Genomic DNA, 16,467 nt, shown 5'->3' with positions numbered 1-16,467 from the left:
GGAAATTTCAAATTTTTTAAATTCCAAAATCCAATTCTCATTTTATGTCTTTTTGAGCGAATTCGAAAAATGTATTGTAAAACACTCTTTCTCGATGCGGCATGCGATCCTTCGACTTCGCTCAGGAAGACATTCGGCACGCTAAACTTTGTCAAAGCTTCAAACTTTTACAAAGTTCTACCAAACCTGAAACCTGAAACCTGAAACAAAAAACTAACTCCTAAAAGCCAAAGGCGTCAACGATGTTTGTTTTTTAAAGAAATTAGAAAAATGCGCCAATTCTTCAAAACCAAGAGAATAGGCTATTTCAGAGATATTCCAGTCTGTTTGTTTTAAAAGAATTTTGGCTTCGTTTGTTAATCTATTGCTGATCAATTCGGTTGTAGTTTTTCCGGTACTTTCTTTTAGTACCTTATTTAAGTGATTGACATGAACCGATAATCGAGATGCAAAATCTTTAGCAGTTCGTAGTTCTAATCGCTGATTTGGAGATTCAATAGGAAATTGTCTTTCAAGCAATTCAGCAAATAAAGAAGAAACTCGCGCAGCTGAATTATGTTTAGAATAAAGTGCCGTTATAGGCTGTAATTTTTGTCCGAAATGAATTAATTCTGCAACATAATTTCGGATTAAGTCATACTTATAGGTATAATCAGAATTAATTTCTTTTTGTATTTTGTTGAAAATCAATGCGACATCTTCTACTTCTTCGTCAGATAATTGAAAAATAGGATAACCGTCTGAAGCAAAAATAGGAAGCTCGTCCAGATCGATTCCGCTTTTGTTTTTGGATAAAAATTCACTGGTAAAAACACAAAACTGTCCTGACTGGTTGGTGTCCTGCGGTAAATAGTTGTACGGAATTTTTGGCGTTGCAAATAACAATCCCTGCTTTTCTATATCGATTATTTTATCCGCATATTCGGCTCTGTTTTTGCCGCGAATTAAACTTATCTTATAGTAAGCCCTTCTGTCATAAGGCATTCCAGGCTTTCCTTTCATGCGTTCCAGAAGTTCTTTAATATCAAAAACATTAAAATGACCAATTTCTTTTTGAATATCGTTTGGTAGAAGAGAAGTAGGATCAACAGTTGAGCCTTCGGTTATATCTTGATAAAATGAATCTAGGGATTTCATACTTTCGAATTGTAAAATTCAAATATACGAAAAAATAACTTCGTTATTTTAACCGCAAAGAGCGCAAAGATTTACGCAAGGTTCGCAAAGAATAAAATAGCGTGCTTAGCGTATGTCCTTGCGCTCTTTGCGGTTAAAAAAGACTTCCTTGAATCAATTCTGGTTTTGGATTACTTCCAAAAGGAAAAGCATCAATTACAAAAAACTGTTTTGCTATGGGATCAAACTCTCTCAAAACAATTTCACTGCATAGAAAATTGAGATCAATTGTCGTAAAAAGTTCAGAAGCAATTTTAAGATTTTCAGGAGTTAACCTTCGTCCGATTGACATGTGCGGATCCTCACTTTTTTTGAGTTTTAAGGATTTCAAAACCTGATGAATCTTTTGCATTATCGGTTTCAAATTTTTTACTGCATCTTCATTAGGTGAAATGAAGAAAGCACCGCTATTTGGATAGGAATCAAAGTGGTTCAAAGATACTTGAAATGGCGTAAAAGTATCCGAAATTTGAAAAAGCTTTTGTTTGATAGAATCAAGCTGCGATTCATCGATTGTAAATTCACAAATGGTAATATGTGCCTCGGAATTACAGCTGTTGTACCAGTTGATTTTGCTTTTTAAAAAATCTTTCAATTTTTTGACAGGCTCAACTAATGTCTTAGAATAAAATACAAGCGAATATTTTTTTTCCATTTTTAGGACTTTGAATAACACAAATTTAGAATTTAAATTGTGCATTCAAAATCCTATAAAATTTATATTTTTAATTTTTTTGATAACCCCCAAAGTAATTTACAGGACTCCACTCCGGAATTGCTTTTGGTTTTTCAGCTGCAAAATTCCTAAAATCATTATCGGCGTACACTACTTTTCCGTTTACAACTGTCAGTTTAGCTTCGATATTAAGAATGTTTTCTTCGGAAGTAGTAAAATAATCATCAGAAAGAATAGCAAAATCGGCTAATTTATCTGCGGTAAGCATTCCTCTGTCTTTTTCGATATTGATTAACTGCGCACTTCCGTAAGTAAATAATTTTAATGCTGTTGATCTGTCTACAATGTTTTCATCAATCATGTATTTTAAACCGCCCAAAGTTTTTCCAGTTGTTAACCAGTACAAACCAACCCACGGATTATAGCTTGCGACGCGGGTTCCGTCAGTTCCCATTCCAACTTTAATTCCCAATTCTAAAATTTTCTTTAACGGAACAGTATTAGAAGCAGCAGTTTTTCCATATCTTTTAATGAAACTTTCACCTTGATACGCCATTCTATGCTGAATTGCTAATCCGCCGTTTAAAGCTTTTATGCGTTTTAAATTTTCAATAGAAACCGTTTCACCGTGATCAAAGAACCATAAAAGCCCATTTAGAGGAGTCTCTTTGTTGACGTCTTCAATAACATTTAAAAATCTGGTAATGCTTTCATTGTAAGTAGCATGAATTCGAAAAGGCCATCTGTTTTTTACCAGTAATGACAACACTTCTTTCAATTGTCCTTCCATTGCCGGACTTAATTCTGGTCTTGGTTTATCGAAGTTTTCAAAATCTCCAGCACTCATCACCAAATTTTCACCTGCACCCTGAACGTGATATTCTACTTTGTCTGAATGGTGATCGTCGTCACAGCCTTCGCCAATTTCAACTGTCTGCATCCATTTGGTGTAATCATTAAGTTCTGTTCCAGCTTTTTGAGCAAACAAATAGTAAGGCATTCTCACTGTCAAATCGCTGTCTTTGCATAAACCATTTGTTACGCCATAATCGTCTGGAAAGTTTTGAAATCCGCCGCCTGCATCCATAATGGCAGTTACGCCCAGACGGTTCATTTCGGTCATAAATTGTTTTGTCGAATTGAATTTTTCTTCTTCAGATAATTCTGGGAGCTTAGAAAGAGTAGAGTATAAGATAAAAGCATTTGGCTCTGCCACTAACAATCCTGTTGGATTTCCGTAGGTGTCTTTTTCAATTAATCCCGCATTTGGATTCGGAGTATTGGCATCGATTTTTAAAGTTTCTAAACCCGCTTTGTTCAAATAAGCGTGTCCGTACAAGTGAAGAATAAAAGCTGGGACATTTCCTGTTGCCTCATTAATTTCGGCTAAAGTCGGCAGTCTTTTTTCTTCAAATTGATATGCATTCCATCCGCCAACAACGCGAACCCACTGCCCCTTTGGAGTTCGTTGCGCTTGTTCTTTTAACATTGCCAAAGCTCTTTTTAAAGAACGAACGCCGTCCCAGCGTAATTCGGTATTATAGAATCTTCCTCCTCGGATAATGTGCATGTGAGAATCGAATATTCCAGGAATAATTACTTTTCCTTTGGCATCAATTACTGTGGTGTTCTTGTTTTTTAGTTTTAAGATTTCGTTGTTTTTTCCCGTTTTCAGGATTTTTCCATCGGCGACAGCCATAGCTTCGACAATTGTGTTTTTTTCGTCTAAAGTATGAATGACAGCATGATGAACGATTAGCGATGCCTTTTTGCCTTGAGCGAAAATAGGCAGGGAAATGATTAATAGAAATGCTGATATTTTGAAAGAGAGTTGCATAGCTTGGTAGTATTTTTGTATGGTTTTGAGTTGGTTTTTAGTTAAAAGTTGAGAATTAAGAATTAAAAATCTGCTGCTCTTCGTGAAAAGCTATAGATTAAAATATTTTTTAATTTTTAATTCTCAATTTTTAATTCTAAAATTAATTTAGTGTTTCAACATTTCGTGAGCATATTGTACGCCTACGCCATAAGCACCACCGTATTTTTTAACTAAATCGGTTACAGGTACATAAGTTTCCTGGCGAGCCCAGTCACGTTGTAATTCTAGTAAATATTGTAATGCAGTTATTGGGTGGGCACCAGCCTGAACCATGCGCGTTACTGCCATTTCGTGAGCCTCTTTAGAGATATCACCACTTGCATCTGTAATTACATAAACATCATAACCTTCATTCATTGCAGATAAAACAGGTCCAACGATACAAACGCTTGTCCATAAACCGCCAAATACGATTTTCTTTTTACCAGTTGAAATAATAGCTTTGCGTGCAGGGACATCTTCCCAAGTATTCATTGTAGTACGGTCAATGTAATTTGACGTTTTTTGCGGATAAAATTCTTCGATTTCTCTAAAAACAGGTCCGCTGAATGATTTTTCGGCAACTGTTGTTACTATGGTTGGGACTTTAAATATTTTTGATGCGCCAGCTACAAGAGCGGTATTATTTCTAAGCTGATCTATAGGAATATTGCTCACGGCAAACGCCATCTGGCTTTCGTAATCAATTAGTACTAAAGTGTGATTGGTTGGATCTAATAACGCTGGACTTGGCTTTTGTGCGAATCCGATAAATGTTATGAATAAAAAAGCTGCGGTAAGGATTAATTTTTTCATGATAATGTGATTTTGTTGTGAATAAATGGTTTTTTAAAATATTTTGTATTTGATTTTCAGTATTTTGCATTCAAATTAAATGCCTTGTTTAGAGATATTGATTTTTAAAGGATTTTTAAAAAAGGCAATAGAGATCCTAGCGATATATCGTCAATAAAAATTGGATATTCGTTAAAGTATTATCGTAAAGCTTTTAGTAAATTTTAAAAGATAAATATGGGCGCCTAAATTTTTCCTTTTAAGTGTAAACGGTGAAGAATTTCAGATTTTAGTAATCCGCTGCCTCCTCCAAAATGTTCGATAACTTCTACGTCTGGCTGTGTTTTTATGCAGAAAGCTGTAAATTGTTTTTCGACATGATCTTCGATTCCGGAACTCAAAAGAACAACATCGATTTTGTGATTTTGAAAATATTCCTGAGCTTCTTGTTCATTGCTAAATGAGACTGCGTTCCAGTCATCATATGCATTTACAAGGCGAAGTAAAATGGCCAGTATTTCTTCGTTTTTTCCGAGTAATAAGAATTCAAGTGTTTTCATTTTTTCTAAGTTTCTGAGGTTCTATGCTGCTAAGGTTTTAAGTTTTTTTACTTAAAATTAGTTTTGGCAGAACTTCTAATTTACTTTACAAATTTATTTCTTTCATTTTTGTTTCGACTTAATCTAGAATAAGAAAAGATTCTAAGTCTCGAATATATTTTCTCTTTTTTCTATTTCAATGTTAACAGAACTTGTAATTTACTCTGCAAATTTAAAAGTTCTACTATTGCTTCAACTTAATCTAGAATAAGAAACATTTTGTACTTTAAAAATTTTCCATTTTGAGTTCAGTTTTTAATAGAATTGTAATTTATAGTGCAAAGATAGGTTTCGGAGAAAAAACAGCTGTTAATCTAGGACAAGAACAGCGTGTTTAAGTGTTAATTTTACACTTTTTAATAAATAATCGATTATTATATGTGCAAAAGTAATGTTAAAGTTTTAAAGTTAGTTTATTGATAAACAGTTTGTTGTTTTGTTTTGATAGATAAAAAAGCGCTGTATTTCCTGTGATATGAGGAAAACCGTAAGGTTATTTGTCGTGCGGATTATAATTTTGACATATAGAAATTTGAAAACAATGACACTCTTTACCTTTTTAGATGTTATTTAGAATTTCTATAGAAAACTGTTTTTGGAGAAACGTTTTTTTAGAATTTAATTGACAGATTCATTTGATCGTGGGTTTTGTATAAATTAGAATATACATTAATGTCAAATTTTTAAGGGTTTTAAGATTAAGTCGACGGACATAATTTTAAGACCCTTTTTTTAACCCAAAAGTGAAAGACCAATCAACCAAAACGGAATCATGTCGGTATTGATTTTAAATTTTTGAGGAGAAAATCCATAGTAGCTTTTGAAAGCGGCGGAAAAATGCGAAACATCTTTGTAACCGCACTGGTAAGCTACATCGCTTACAGTTGCTTTACTTTGAAACAATTCTTTGGCGTGTTCCATCCTGAGTTTGATGATATAGCTTTTTACCGTTGTGCCAAAACAAGCTTTAAAACCTTTTTTGAGTTTGAATTCGTTTAGCGAAATAAGTCTCGAGAGTTCGGGGAGGGTAGGAGTGTTTTTGTAATCGTTCTCTAGTATTTTTTTTGCTTCTAAAAGTTTGCTGTAATCTTCGTGGTCGACTTCCTTTTTAGATAAAGGATTCAGAAATATAGCTTCGAGCTGGTAAATCAGAAGTTCCTTAATTTTACTTTCAATATAAATTCTCTTCAAAGTGCCTTTGCGTGTACAGTTTTTAATTTCGTGAATTACCCATTGAATTGCAGGTGTAAAAGGCAGATATTTAGAAGTTAAATAACTCGATTGCTTATTGAGAATATTCTTTGAAAATTTTTCATGAAGCTGCCAGTCTTCATTAATTATATTGTAATAGAAATCTTTTGAGAGAACAATTGATAAATAATTAGTTGGTGTAAAAGCCGGAATTGTAAAAGTGGCGTTAAAATTATGGGTATAAAAAATGTTGTGGGTATTTTCTTTAGAATACTTTTCGCTTTCTAGTTCGTCGATGTGTGTTTCTACATTACTGTTGTAAATAAAATTCATTATAACAGATTCTTCGTCAATTTCAAAAACAACGGTTTTAGAACTAGAATAATACATTTGAGTATCAATTAAAACCAGGCCTTCGGTAATGAGATGTCTGCTTGTAATTTTCTCTAAACCTTTGTTTTCTATGTTGATATTTTCTTCTGTCAGTATACTTTTTGGGTAATATTTATCTCCAATTTGAATTTTAATTATTGGAGTTTCCGGCGCTAAAAGGGTGGCTGTGATTTTCAAAATTTAATCCGTTTTTACAAAATAATAATCCGTTTTTCCCTAACTTTTTTAAAGCAGTTGAGAGTACTTTTGCGCCAAAGTTATTTATAATTAGTCTAATTAAAAATATGTCAACTCAAAAATTTTTATTTTTTATTTCATTTTTCTGCTCTTCATTCTTTGCATACTGCCAGCAAAATCAAGGTGTAACGGTAAGTGGACAAGTCGTTGAAAAATCTGGACAGACAGTCCCGTTTGCAACAATAGTTATCGAAAAAACAGATTTAAGCATAATTTCCGATGAAAATGGAAACTTCGTTTTTAAAAATGTTAAGCCTGGAAAACATACCTTAAAAATTTCCGCAATCGGTTTTTCAAACTTTAAAAAAAATATAGAAGTTTCAGATATAAACATAAATATTCCAGTTCAGTTAGAAAGTGAATTACAGGAGTTAGAAAGCGTAACTGTACTTGGACGAACACAAACTGAAAAAGTAAATAAACAAGCTTACAGCGTGACGGCAATTGATGCTAAAAAATTACACAATTCAACACTCGATTTATCTCATGCCTTAGATCGTGTTTCTGGAGTTCGTAACCGCGAAGCAGGAGGAGTTGGTTCGAGATCTGAACTTTCTATAAACGGATTTTCGGGTAATCAAATCAAAGTTTTTATTGACGGAGTTCCAATGGATAATTTTGGTTCTTCATTTCAAATGAATAATATTCCAATCAATCTTGCCGATCGTGTGGAAGTTTATAAAGGAGTTGTGCCAATCTGGCTGGGCGGAGATGCTCTTGGAGGTGCAATTAATATTGTGACTAACAACAGCAAGCCAAGAACTTTTGTAGATGCCTCTTATTCTTTCGGATCTTTTAATACGCATCGCTCTAGTATTAATGCGGGCTATACCGCAAAAAGCGGATTTACAACAGAAATCAATGCTTTTCAAAACTATTCAGATAATAATTATTGGGTAAACGTCGATGTAGCCGACTTAAATACGGGAGCCTATTTCCCCAATCAGCGTGTGAGACGTTTTCATGATAAATACCGCAATGAAACCGTAATTGTAAATATTGGTGTAACAGGAAAAAAATACGCCGATAAATTAATGATTGGTTTTACTGGAGGTGAAAATAAAGCTGATATTCAGACCGGTGCAAGAATGGTTAGCGTTTTTGGAGAAATCTACAGAAGAGGAAGTATTGTTATGCCGACTTTGAAATATCAGGTTAAAGATTTATTTACCAAAGGTCTTAACGTTAATGTGACGGGTAATTACAATTTTGGATTCGAACAAAATGTAGATACAGTTTTTAGAAGATACAATTGGTTTGGAGATTACAAACAGTATGAAGGTACTGGCGGAGAAAGAAGCAGAACACTTCGTAAGTTTTATAATAATAATGGTGTAGCGACAGCAAATGCAACCTACACGCTGAATGAGAGACACTCATTTATGATCAATAACACTTTTAATACTTTTGACCGTAAAGAAAGTGACGAACTTGTTCCTGAATCTTTGGTATACAAACAGCCCAAAAAGACACAAAAAAATGTTTTAGGTTTAGGGTACAAACTGGATTATAATGAAAAGTGGAGTACTTCTTTATTTTTAAAAGATTATTCATTAAAAACTACTTATTCAAGAAGTTACAATCCTTCTGGAAATGCAGGCGATATTGCCTATCAAAAATATGTTGACAATACTTCTACAACTGGTTACGGTGCCGCGACGAGTTATTATATAAAACGTAATCTTCAGGTAAAAGCTTCTTTTGAGAAGAGTTACAGACTCCCGACTCCTGAAGAAATCTTCGGAAATGTAAATGATAATTTAGAAGGAAATCTGGCTTTAAAACCAGAAACTAGTAACAATTTTAATATTGGAGCAAGTTATCAAACGAGTTTTAATGTAAAAAATGCACTGTCATTTGATGTGAATCTTTTACATAGAAATGCAACAGATTTTATTCGTCCTACCTTGAATAATAATCAAACCATGACTACGAATGTCAATCAAGGCAAAGTAACCAATTATGGTATTGATGGGGAAATTAGATATTCATACAGCAACCGCTTTACAGCTGGTATCAATACAACGTATCAGAATATTAGAAATATGACTGAATATGAGCCAAATCAAAATTATGTTTCTCCTTTTTACAAAGACAGAATTCCAAATATGCCATTTCTTTTTGGAAATGCCGATGCAACAGTATTCTTTAACAATCTATGGAAAAAAGGAAATAATTTGTCTGTTGGCTACAATTTACTTTATGTCCATACTTACTATTTGTCTTGGCCAAGTATGGGAAGCAAGGATAGTAAATTAGAAATTCCGCAGCAGTTCAGCCACGATTTGAATGCAGTGTACACGCTTGCGAACGGAAAGTATAACATTGCCTTTGAATGTAAAAACTTCTTGGATAATAAACTTTACGACAACTTCTCCTTGCAAAAACCAAGTAGAGCTTTTTACATCAAACTTAGATATTACTTCAGTAAATCAAATAATTAATTTAATACAAACACCATATTTACAATGAAAAAAAGTACCAAATTAGCGTTATTATCAGCTGTATTAGCTTTTACAGCTTTTTCTTGCAGCAGTGATTCAGATAAACCAGAAGACACAACAGGTGGAGGAACAGATACTGGAAAAACTAAATATATTATTACTGCAACAACTGGAGCAGCAGGAATTGCAGATTATTTATTAACTGCAGACGATGTAACTACAGGATCTATTACAACTACAGGAAACGGATTGGAACAAGACGGAACGTACCGTTACTATATTACAGCACAAAACAACTTTTTTAGTTTACTTTACGGACAAGGAAATCCTGGAGCTGTAACAACTTATAACTTAAATGCAGAAGGAAAATTAGTGAAGAAATCTGATTTCCAAGCCGAAACTGTTCACGTATTTGCTGCAGTAAACAAAGATATTTTAACCATTAAGGTTCCAAGAAGTGGTGCTTCAATTGCTTCTATGTACAAAATTGATGCAGAGAAATCATTAATTACAGGTGAGGCACAACAAGATACTAAAGTATTGGCTAAAAATGGCGAAAGAGCTTTCTTTACCTGGGCAACTCAAGTAGGTGATAAAGTTTATATGCCATACATGAGTATTAAAGGTGACGGTGTAGATAACTTCGGAACTGTAAATCCAGATAGTACTTGGGTTGCGGTTTACAATTATCCAGAACTTAAATTAGAAAAAGTAATCAAAGATAACCGTACAAGTTATTTAGGTGCTTATTTTACAAACGGATTATTCCAAGACGAAAATGGAGATGCTTACGGGTTCTCTGGAGCTATCGCTACAAGTAATGCTGTTTTGACTTCTACAAAACCTTCTGCGGTTGTAAAAATCAAAAAAGGAACTACAGAGTTTGATCAATCTTACTTCTTTAATGTTCAGGAAAAATCTGGAGGATATAAAATTTCTTCTACTTCTTACATTTCAAAAGGTAAATTCTTATTGTTAATGTACGGAAATGTTGGAAAAAACAATGGTGCAGTTAAAATGGCTATTGCCGATGTTTACAACCAGACATTTACTTGGGTTACAAATGCACCTGCAACATTAACGTCTGTTACAAGCCGTTATAATATTACTTCTGAAGACGGAAATTCTGCAATTGTTGGTATCAATACTCCAGACGGAAACTGGATTTATTCTATCAATGGTTCAACAGCTGCAGCAACAAGAGGTATGAAAGTGGAAGGCGGACAAATTACTGCAATTCAGAAATTAAAATACTAATATTTTTTTTACCGTAAGTCCTTATTCTTATATGGGGACTTACGGTTTTTTTATTTATCCAATTTATCTATCCAATTATGTTTTCTTTTTCAAAACCAAAACCTAATACTAAGAAAAAAAGTAAAAAATCGCTTTTTAAGCGTGTTATGGCATGGCTCCATTTGTGGCTTGGTCTGGCATCTGGAATTATTGTAGTGATTGTCAGTCTTACGGGCTGTATATATGTTTTCGAAAATGAAATTAAGGACTTTATTGAAGACTGGCGTTTTGTAAAGCCACAGGAAAAGGCATTTATGCTTCCATCTCAATTGGTTACAATTGCAGATAAGAAAATGAAAGACAAACATGCAGCCAGCGTTACTTTTGGAGAAAAAGACGAAGCAGCTATTGTAGGTTATTTTGTGGAGAAAAAAGAAGAAGGCAGCAAAAGCGGGAGAGAAAGAGGTGAACGCAAACGAGACGATAAGAGAAAAAACTTTGCTAAAAATGAAAGTGTAAAAGCAAAGTCGGACTTAAAAGCGCAGCCGAATGAAAAAGGAAAAGAAAAAGGTAAAAAAGGAAAAGGCGGAAGAAGAAGCGGGACTTTTATAAGTGTTTATATGAATCCTTATACTGGGGAAATCCTGAATGTTAAAACCTTTTCTAGAGGAGAATCGCCAGATTTTTTCAGATGGATTTTAAACGGTCATCGTGCCTTATGGCTTCCGTATGATATAGGACGCCCAATTGTAGGAGTTGCGGTTCTGATTTTTGTTTTTCTTTTAATTTCTGGAATTGTTTTGTGGTGGCCTACAAAATGGATAAAATCAATTATAGATAAAAGTTTTAAAATAAAATGGGACGCAAGTTTTAAGCGCGTCAATTACGATTTACACAATGTGTTCGGATTTTACAGCTGTATTTTTCTGTTTTTTATTTCCGTAACTGGTTTAGTATGGAGTTTTGGCTGGTGGAGCAAATCATTGTACTGGGTAACTTCAGGTGGAACACCATTGACAGAAAATCGCGAATCACCAAAATCGGATACAACTAATGTTAAGGCATTTAATATTACAACGGCCGATAAATTATTGTTGAATATTAAAAAAGAAAACCCTCAGGCAGCGGGAATCATGATTAGTATTCCTTCTAAACCTGCAGATCCTATTGGTGCATTTGTTTACAAGCAGAGACATACTTTTTATAACATGGACCGCTATAGTTTTGATCAGCAGACTTTGAAAGAGATTTCCATTAAAACGCCTTTTTCTGGGAAATATATGGAAGCCAATATTCCAGATAAGATCCGAAGAATGAATTATGATATTCACGTAGGAAGCGTTCTTGGTTTGACAGGTAAAATTATTGCGTTTCTCGCTAGTTTAATTTCTGCCAGTTTACCTATTACAGGATTTATTATTTGGTGGGGAAAACAAAAATTTGGCAAAAAGAAAACACCTGCATCGAAACCAAAAACAGCCAGTAAAGCAATTCCTGCTCCGAAATTGAAAAGAAACGCAGCAGAAGAAGTTACTGCTTAAAATAAAAAAATGGTTTTTTAAATTCCTTTTTGTTTTTTTTTTTTTGATCAAAAGGCAAAACTTGTAAAAGTTTTGCCTTTTTTATTTTTTAGTTATAACCATTAGCTTTTAGCCATTCTACACAATCTCTTGTCCAGAATTTACTAGTGTCATTTACTCCTAATCCAAAACCGTGGCCGCCTTTTTCATATAAATGTAACTCCGCTTTAACTCCGTTCTTTTTAAGTGCCAAATAATAATTAATACTGTTTTCTGGTATAACAACTGTATCATCTGTCGCATGAATTAAGAATGCTGGAGGCGTTTGAGACGTAACTTTCTTTTCATTTGAATAAGAATCAATTAAATCTTGTGACGGATTGTTGCCAAGTAAATTAGTCTGCGAACCTTTATGCGTAATTTGCTTTTCCATTGAAATAACAGGATACATTAAAAGAGAAAAATCGGGGCGTGCGCTAACTTTATATGTAGATTCATAAACTTTATCATCATAGTGAGTAGATAGAGTTGAAGCTAAATGTCCGCCCGCAGAAAAACCTAAAATTCCAATCTTATTCGGATCAATATTTAATTTTGCTGCATTTTGTCTTACATAACGAACTGCCTCTTGGGCATCTTGTAATGGACCAACATTTTTATTCTTCATGATCAAATCGTTCGGGAGACGATATTTTAATACAAAAGCCGCAATTCCCAAGCTGTTGAACCATTCGGCTACTTTTGTTCCTTCTTTATCAAAAGCTAAATGCATATAACCTCCGCCGGGACAAATGATTACCGCAGTTTGATTAGGCTTTGCATCTTTAGGAAGAAAAATACTTAGAGTTGGAATAGAAACCTGAGTTGTACTTTGCAGTTTTCCGTCAGTAATACTTTCTTTTTCCTTATAATCTGCTGCTTTTATTTCGTCTGGAATTTTATTCCATAACGGAATTACCTGATTCTGTGCGCTGCTGGAAAATATTCCAGAAAGCAGTAGAAAACCCAAAGTAATTCCTCTTAATAGTTGTGTTGTTTTATTTTTCAATTTATTTTGTAATTATTTGATTTTTAAATACTTATTTGCTTTTGTTGTGAAAAATGCAACCGTTTGTTCGAAAAAGTAAAATTAGAATAAAATTGATTGGAAAGACATTTCAACAGGACAATTTTACCCCATAAAAAGGATGAATTTCACCTCTTAAGTTTTAACAAATATATTGTTTAATGTGTAATTTTGTATTCTTTTTTTTATGTAATATGTTTATTTAAATAGTTAAAATAATTTTTTATACAATTTATTTGGATTGTAGAGATTAAAAACTATATTTGTGCAATCGATTACATTATTTCTTTCAGTGAATGTTAAAATATTGATTTTAACATTTTTAAAAAGAAGTAAATGCTATAGGTTGAGATTACCAAAAATTACAAAACTATAATACCCACTTACTATGAATCAAACCGAAACTGTTGCCGTGAATGAGAATGTCAAATCTACAGGAAAATACCGTTGGAGTATTTGTGCATTGTTGTTTTTTGCAACTACAATTAATTATTTGGACAGACAAGTACTTTCGCTGACTTGGAGCGATTTTATCGCGCCAGAATTTCATTGGACCAATAATGATTACGGAAATATTACAGCGTTGTTTTCTATTTTTTATGCAGTTTCGCTATTGTTCGCAGGAAGATTTGTAGACTGGTTAGATACTAAAAAAGGATTTCTTTGGGCAATCGGGATTTGGTCTGTAGGGGCTTGTCTTCATGCATTTTGCGGTATCGCAACTTCAGGAATTATCACAGGCGAATGGTTTGTAGGGTTTCATGGTTCAAAAGAAATAATCAGCACTATAAGTGATACTGCATTGGTAATCAATGTAAGTGTTGCTCTTTTTATTTTCGCCCGTTTTGTTTTGGCAGTGGGTGAAGCTGGAAACTTTCCCGCAGCAATTAAAACTACAGCAGAATATTTTCCTAAAAAAGATAGAGCTTTTGCAACAAGTATTTTCAATGCTGGTGCAACTGTAGGAGCTTTAGCGGCACCAATTACAATTCCTTTTATTGCAAAGTCATTTGGCTGGGAAATGTCATTTATTATTATTGGAGCTTTAGGATTTGTATGGATGGGATTCTGGATGTTTATGTACGATAAACCAGAAAGACATTCAAAAGTAACAGCAGATGAATTAGCTTATATTCAGCAAGATGATATTGCCGATAGTAAATTAGTGGGTTACGTTCCTGAAACGACTACAAAAGTGTCTTTATTAGAGTGTTTCAAATATAAGCAAACTTGGGCATTCGCATTCGGAAAATTTATGACAGATGGTGTTTGGTGGTTCTTTTTATTCTGGACACCGGCATATTTAAGTTCTGTTTACGGAATGGATTCTACACAAGCTGCCTTACCATTGTTTGTTTTATATATGATTACTTTATTGTCAATTATCGGCGGATGGCTTCCAACTTATTTCGTAGAGAAAAAAGGAATGAATCCATACGAAGGAAGAATGAGAGCGATGTTGATTTTTGCATTTTTTCCATTGTTAGCATTGATTGCACAGCCGTTAGGATATATTAGTTACTGGATTCCAGTTATAATTATTGGTATTGCTGGTGCAGCGCATCAATCTTGGTCGGCAAATATTTTTACAACCGTTGGAGATATGTTTCCTAAAAAAGCAATTGCAACCATTACGGGAATTGGAGGTTTAGCAGGTGGAATTGGTTCGACATTAATTAATAAAGGATCAGGGGTTTTGTTTGATCATGCTAAAGAAACAGATATGGTTTTCATGGGATTTAAAGGAATTGAAGCTGGATATTTTATCATCTTCTCAATCTGTGCAGTTTGTTATTTAACAGGCTGGATTGTAATGAAAACATTGGTTCCAAAATACAGACCGATTACAAATCTCTAACCAAGATTTCTCAAAACTAACTAACCAACCTAAACCAAAACCACATCATGAACCAAGCTAATGCAGCAATAGGAAAATACCGTTGGACTATTTGCAGTTTAGTGTTTTTTGCTACAACTGTCAATTATCTGGATAGAAATGTAATAAGTTACCTTCGGCCTTTTTTAGCAGAAGCTTTTCATTGGACACCAGAGCAGGAGGTAATTGATTATTCGAATATCGAACTGGCTTTTAAAATAGCGTATGCTTTGGGAATGCTGGTTGCAGGGGGAATTATTGATAAGTTAGGAACAAAGTTAGGTTATGCAATTGCAACCGGATTATGGAGTTTAGCGGCAATTGGACATGCACTGGCAACAGGAACAGGTGGATTTTTAATTGCCCGTGTTTTTTTAGGAATAACAGAGGCAGGAAACTTTCCGGCAGCGATAAAAGCAACAGCTGAATGGTTTCCGCAGAAAGAGAGAGCTTTAGCAACGGGGATTTTCAATTCAGGAAGTAACATTGGAGCTATAATTGTACCTTTAACCGTACCGTTTATTGCCGAAAAATATGGATGGCAGTGGGCTTTTATTTTAACTGGAATAATTGGTTTTGTCTGGCTGGTTCTATGGTTTTTATTTTATGAAGTCCCGCAAAAGCAAAAACGTCTGTCTCAGGCAGAATTAGAATATATTACTTCTGATAAAATTGAAGAAGTAGAAGAAGAATCAAAAGAAAAAGTTTCGTGGATTAAATTATTGTCGTTTCGCCAGACTTGGGCTTTTGCAATTGGTAAATTATTGACAGATCCTGTTTGGTGGTTTTATCTCTTCTGGCTTCCGGATTTTTTGATGAAAGAATACAAACTTACAGCAACAGAAATTATCTGGCCTTGTGCGCTGGTATACATGATAGGAAGTGTTGGAAGTATTGGCGGAGGCTGGCTTCCGTTAAAATTAATAAACAATAATTGGCCTGCTTACAAAGCTCGTAAAACCAGTATGCTCATTTATGCATTTGCCGTTCTTCCTGTTTTGTTTTCACAATATTTAGGAACAATAAATATGTGGTTTGCCATATTGGTTATTGGTCTGGCGGTTTCAGCACATCAGGCCTGGAGCGCCAATATTTTTACAACTGTTTCAGATATGTTTCCAAAAAAAGCAACGGCGTCGGTTACAGGGATGGGAGGAATGTTTGGAGCGCTTGGCGGTATATTATTGACTTTAGTAGTGCAGAAAAACATGTTTGTGTACTATACTAAATTGGGGAAAATCGAAACAGGATATTTCATTATGTTCTGTATCTGCGGAGCTTCGTATTTATTGGCTTGGCTGATTATGCATATTCTGGTTCCGAGAATGAAAAAAGTAGAATTGTAAAGAAAAATTGATCGGCAGTGAAATAAATTTTGGTTTGAATTATGGTTTTTCAAT

12 protein-coding genes are annotated in these 16,467 nt (G+C 34.2%); 5 read left to right on the top strand and 7 right to left on the bottom strand.

All coding sequences use genetic code 11. The features are described from left to right. Nucleotides 1-213: 213 nt before the first annotated feature. The 6 genes from HYN86_RS17485 to HYN86_RS17460 form a co-directional block, all read right to left on the bottom strand. A complete protein-coding gene (locus HYN86_RS17485) occupies nucleotides 214-1,137 on the bottom strand; it encodes a helix-turn-helix domain-containing protein (RefSeq protein ID WP_113679211.1) in 924 nt (307 codons plus the stop codon). 133 nt (nucleotides 1,138-1,270) lie between these two features. Continuing rightward, nucleotides 1,271-1,831, bottom strand: a complete 561-nt coding sequence (locus tag HYN86_RS17480; protein ID WP_113679210.1) for a 2'-5' RNA ligase family protein — start codon at nucleotides 1,829-1,831, stop codon at nucleotides 1,271-1,273. 70 nt (nucleotides 1,832-1,901) lie between these two features. Further along, nucleotides 1,902-3,689, bottom strand: a complete 1,788-nt coding sequence (locus HYN86_RS17475; protein ID WP_113679209.1) for an amidohydrolase — start codon at nucleotides 3,687-3,689, stop codon at nucleotides 1,902-1,904. A 147-nt stretch (nucleotides 3,690-3,836) separates the two neighbouring features. Further along, nucleotides 3,837-4,526 carry a hydrolase gene (locus tag HYN86_RS17470; RefSeq protein ID WP_113679208.1) on the bottom strand — a complete coding sequence of 230 codons (690 nt, stop codon included), beginning with the start codon at nucleotides 4,524-4,526 and terminating at the stop codon, nucleotides 3,837-3,839. 224 nt (nucleotides 4,527-4,750) lie between these two features. Continuing rightward, nucleotides 4,751-5,065, bottom strand: a complete 315-nt coding sequence (locus tag HYN86_RS17465; RefSeq protein ID WP_113679207.1) for a hypothetical protein — start codon at nucleotides 5,063-5,065, stop codon at nucleotides 4,751-4,753. Between the two features lie 771 nt (nucleotides 5,066-5,836). Further along, entirely contained in the window at nucleotides 5,837-6,865 is a 1,029-nt protein-coding gene (locus tag HYN86_RS17460; protein WP_113679206.1) for an AraC family transcriptional regulator, read from the bottom strand. 107 nt (nucleotides 6,866-6,972) lie between these two features. Here HYN86_RS17460 and HYN86_RS17455 point away from each other — a divergent pair, with 107 nt between their 5' ends. The 3 genes from HYN86_RS17455 (at nucleotide 6,973) to HYN86_RS17445 (ending at nucleotide 12,146) form a co-directional block, all read left to right on the top strand. Continuing rightward, the gene (locus HYN86_RS17455) at nucleotides 6,973-9,369 is read left to right on the top strand and encodes a TonB-dependent receptor (RefSeq protein ID WP_113679205.1); all 2,397 of its coding nucleotides are present in this window, start codon (nucleotides 6,973-6,975) and stop codon (nucleotides 9,367-9,369) included. Nucleotides 9,370-9,393: 24 nt separating this feature from the next. Then, nucleotides 9,394-10,626, top strand: a complete 1,233-nt coding sequence (locus HYN86_RS17450) for a DUF4374 domain-containing protein (RefSeq protein ID WP_113679204.1) — start codon at nucleotides 9,394-9,396, stop codon at nucleotides 10,624-10,626. Nucleotides 10,627-10,703: 77 nt separating this feature from the next. After that, complete coding sequence (locus HYN86_RS17445) at nucleotides 10,704-12,146, top strand: PepSY-associated TM helix domain-containing protein (RefSeq protein WP_113679203.1); 1,443 nt, start codon at nucleotides 10,704-10,706, stop codon at nucleotides 12,144-12,146. Between the two features lie 88 nt (nucleotides 12,147-12,234). Here HYN86_RS17445 and HYN86_RS17440 read toward each other — a convergent pair whose 3' ends face one another. Beyond that, nucleotides 12,235-13,173, bottom strand: a complete 939-nt coding sequence (locus HYN86_RS17440) for an alpha/beta hydrolase (RefSeq protein WP_113679202.1) — start codon at nucleotides 13,171-13,173, stop codon at nucleotides 12,235-12,237. A gap of 406 nt (nucleotides 13,174-13,579) precedes the next feature. Here HYN86_RS17440 and HYN86_RS17435 point away from each other — a divergent pair, with 406 nt between their 5' ends. Both HYN86_RS17435 and HYN86_RS17430 read left to right on the top strand, forming a co-directional pair. Continuing rightward, on the top strand, nucleotides 13,580-15,049 hold the full coding sequence (locus tag HYN86_RS17435; RefSeq protein WP_113679201.1) for an MFS transporter: 1,470 nt from the start codon (nucleotides 13,580-13,582) through the stop codon (nucleotides 15,047-15,049). Nucleotides 15,050-15,096: 47 nt separating this feature from the next. Next, a complete protein-coding gene (locus tag HYN86_RS17430) occupies nucleotides 15,097-16,413 on the top strand; it encodes an MFS transporter (RefSeq protein ID WP_113679200.1) in 1,317 nt (438 codons plus the stop codon). The last annotated feature ends 54 nt before the right edge of the window (nucleotides 16,414-16,467 follow it).

It is taken from the genome of Flavobacterium fluviale (genome assembly GCF_003312915.1).
GTDB lineage: Bacteria > Bacteroidota > Bacteroidia > Flavobacteriales > Flavobacteriaceae > Flavobacterium > Flavobacterium fluviale.
Note: the sequence above shows the minus strand (reverse complement) of the source record. Positions and strands in the feature narration are given on the sequence as shown.

Excerpts from the sequence above, each read along its gene's own strand:
- HYN86_RS17485 (WP_113679211.1), bottom strand. The coding sequence starts at position 1,137 with ATGAAATCCCTAGATTCATTTTATCAAGATATAACCGAAGGCTCAACT.
- HYN86_RS17480 (WP_113679210.1), bottom strand. The coding sequence starts at position 1,831 with ATGGAAAAAAAATATTCGCTTGTATTTTATTCTAAGACATTAGTTGAG.
- HYN86_RS17475 (WP_113679209.1), bottom strand. The coding sequence starts at position 3,689 with ATGCAACTCTCTTTCAAAATATCAGCATTTCTATTAATCATTTCCCTG.
- HYN86_RS17470 (WP_113679208.1), bottom strand. The coding sequence starts at position 4,526 with ATGAAAAAATTAATCCTTACCGCAGCTTTTTTATTCATAACATTTATC.
- HYN86_RS17465 (WP_113679207.1), bottom strand. The coding sequence starts at position 5,065 with ATGAAAACACTTGAATTCTTATTACTCGGAAAAAACGAAGAAATACTG.
- HYN86_RS17455 (WP_113679205.1), top strand. The coding sequence starts at position 6,973 with ATGTCAACTCAAAAATTTTTATTTTTTATTTCATTTTTCTGCTCTTCA.
- HYN86_RS17450 (WP_113679204.1), top strand. The coding sequence starts at position 9,394 with ATGAAAAAAAGTACCAAATTAGCGTTATTATCAGCTGTATTAGCTTTT.
- HYN86_RS17445 (WP_113679203.1), top strand. The coding sequence starts at position 10,704 with ATGTTTTCTTTTTCAAAACCAAAACCTAATACTAAGAAAAAAAGTAAA.
- HYN86_RS17435 (WP_113679201.1), top strand. The coding sequence starts at position 13,580 with ATGAATCAAACCGAAACTGTTGCCGTGAATGAGAATGTCAAATCTACA.
- HYN86_RS17430 (WP_113679200.1), top strand. The coding sequence starts at position 15,097 with ATGAACCAAGCTAATGCAGCAATAGGAAAATACCGTTGGACTATTTGC.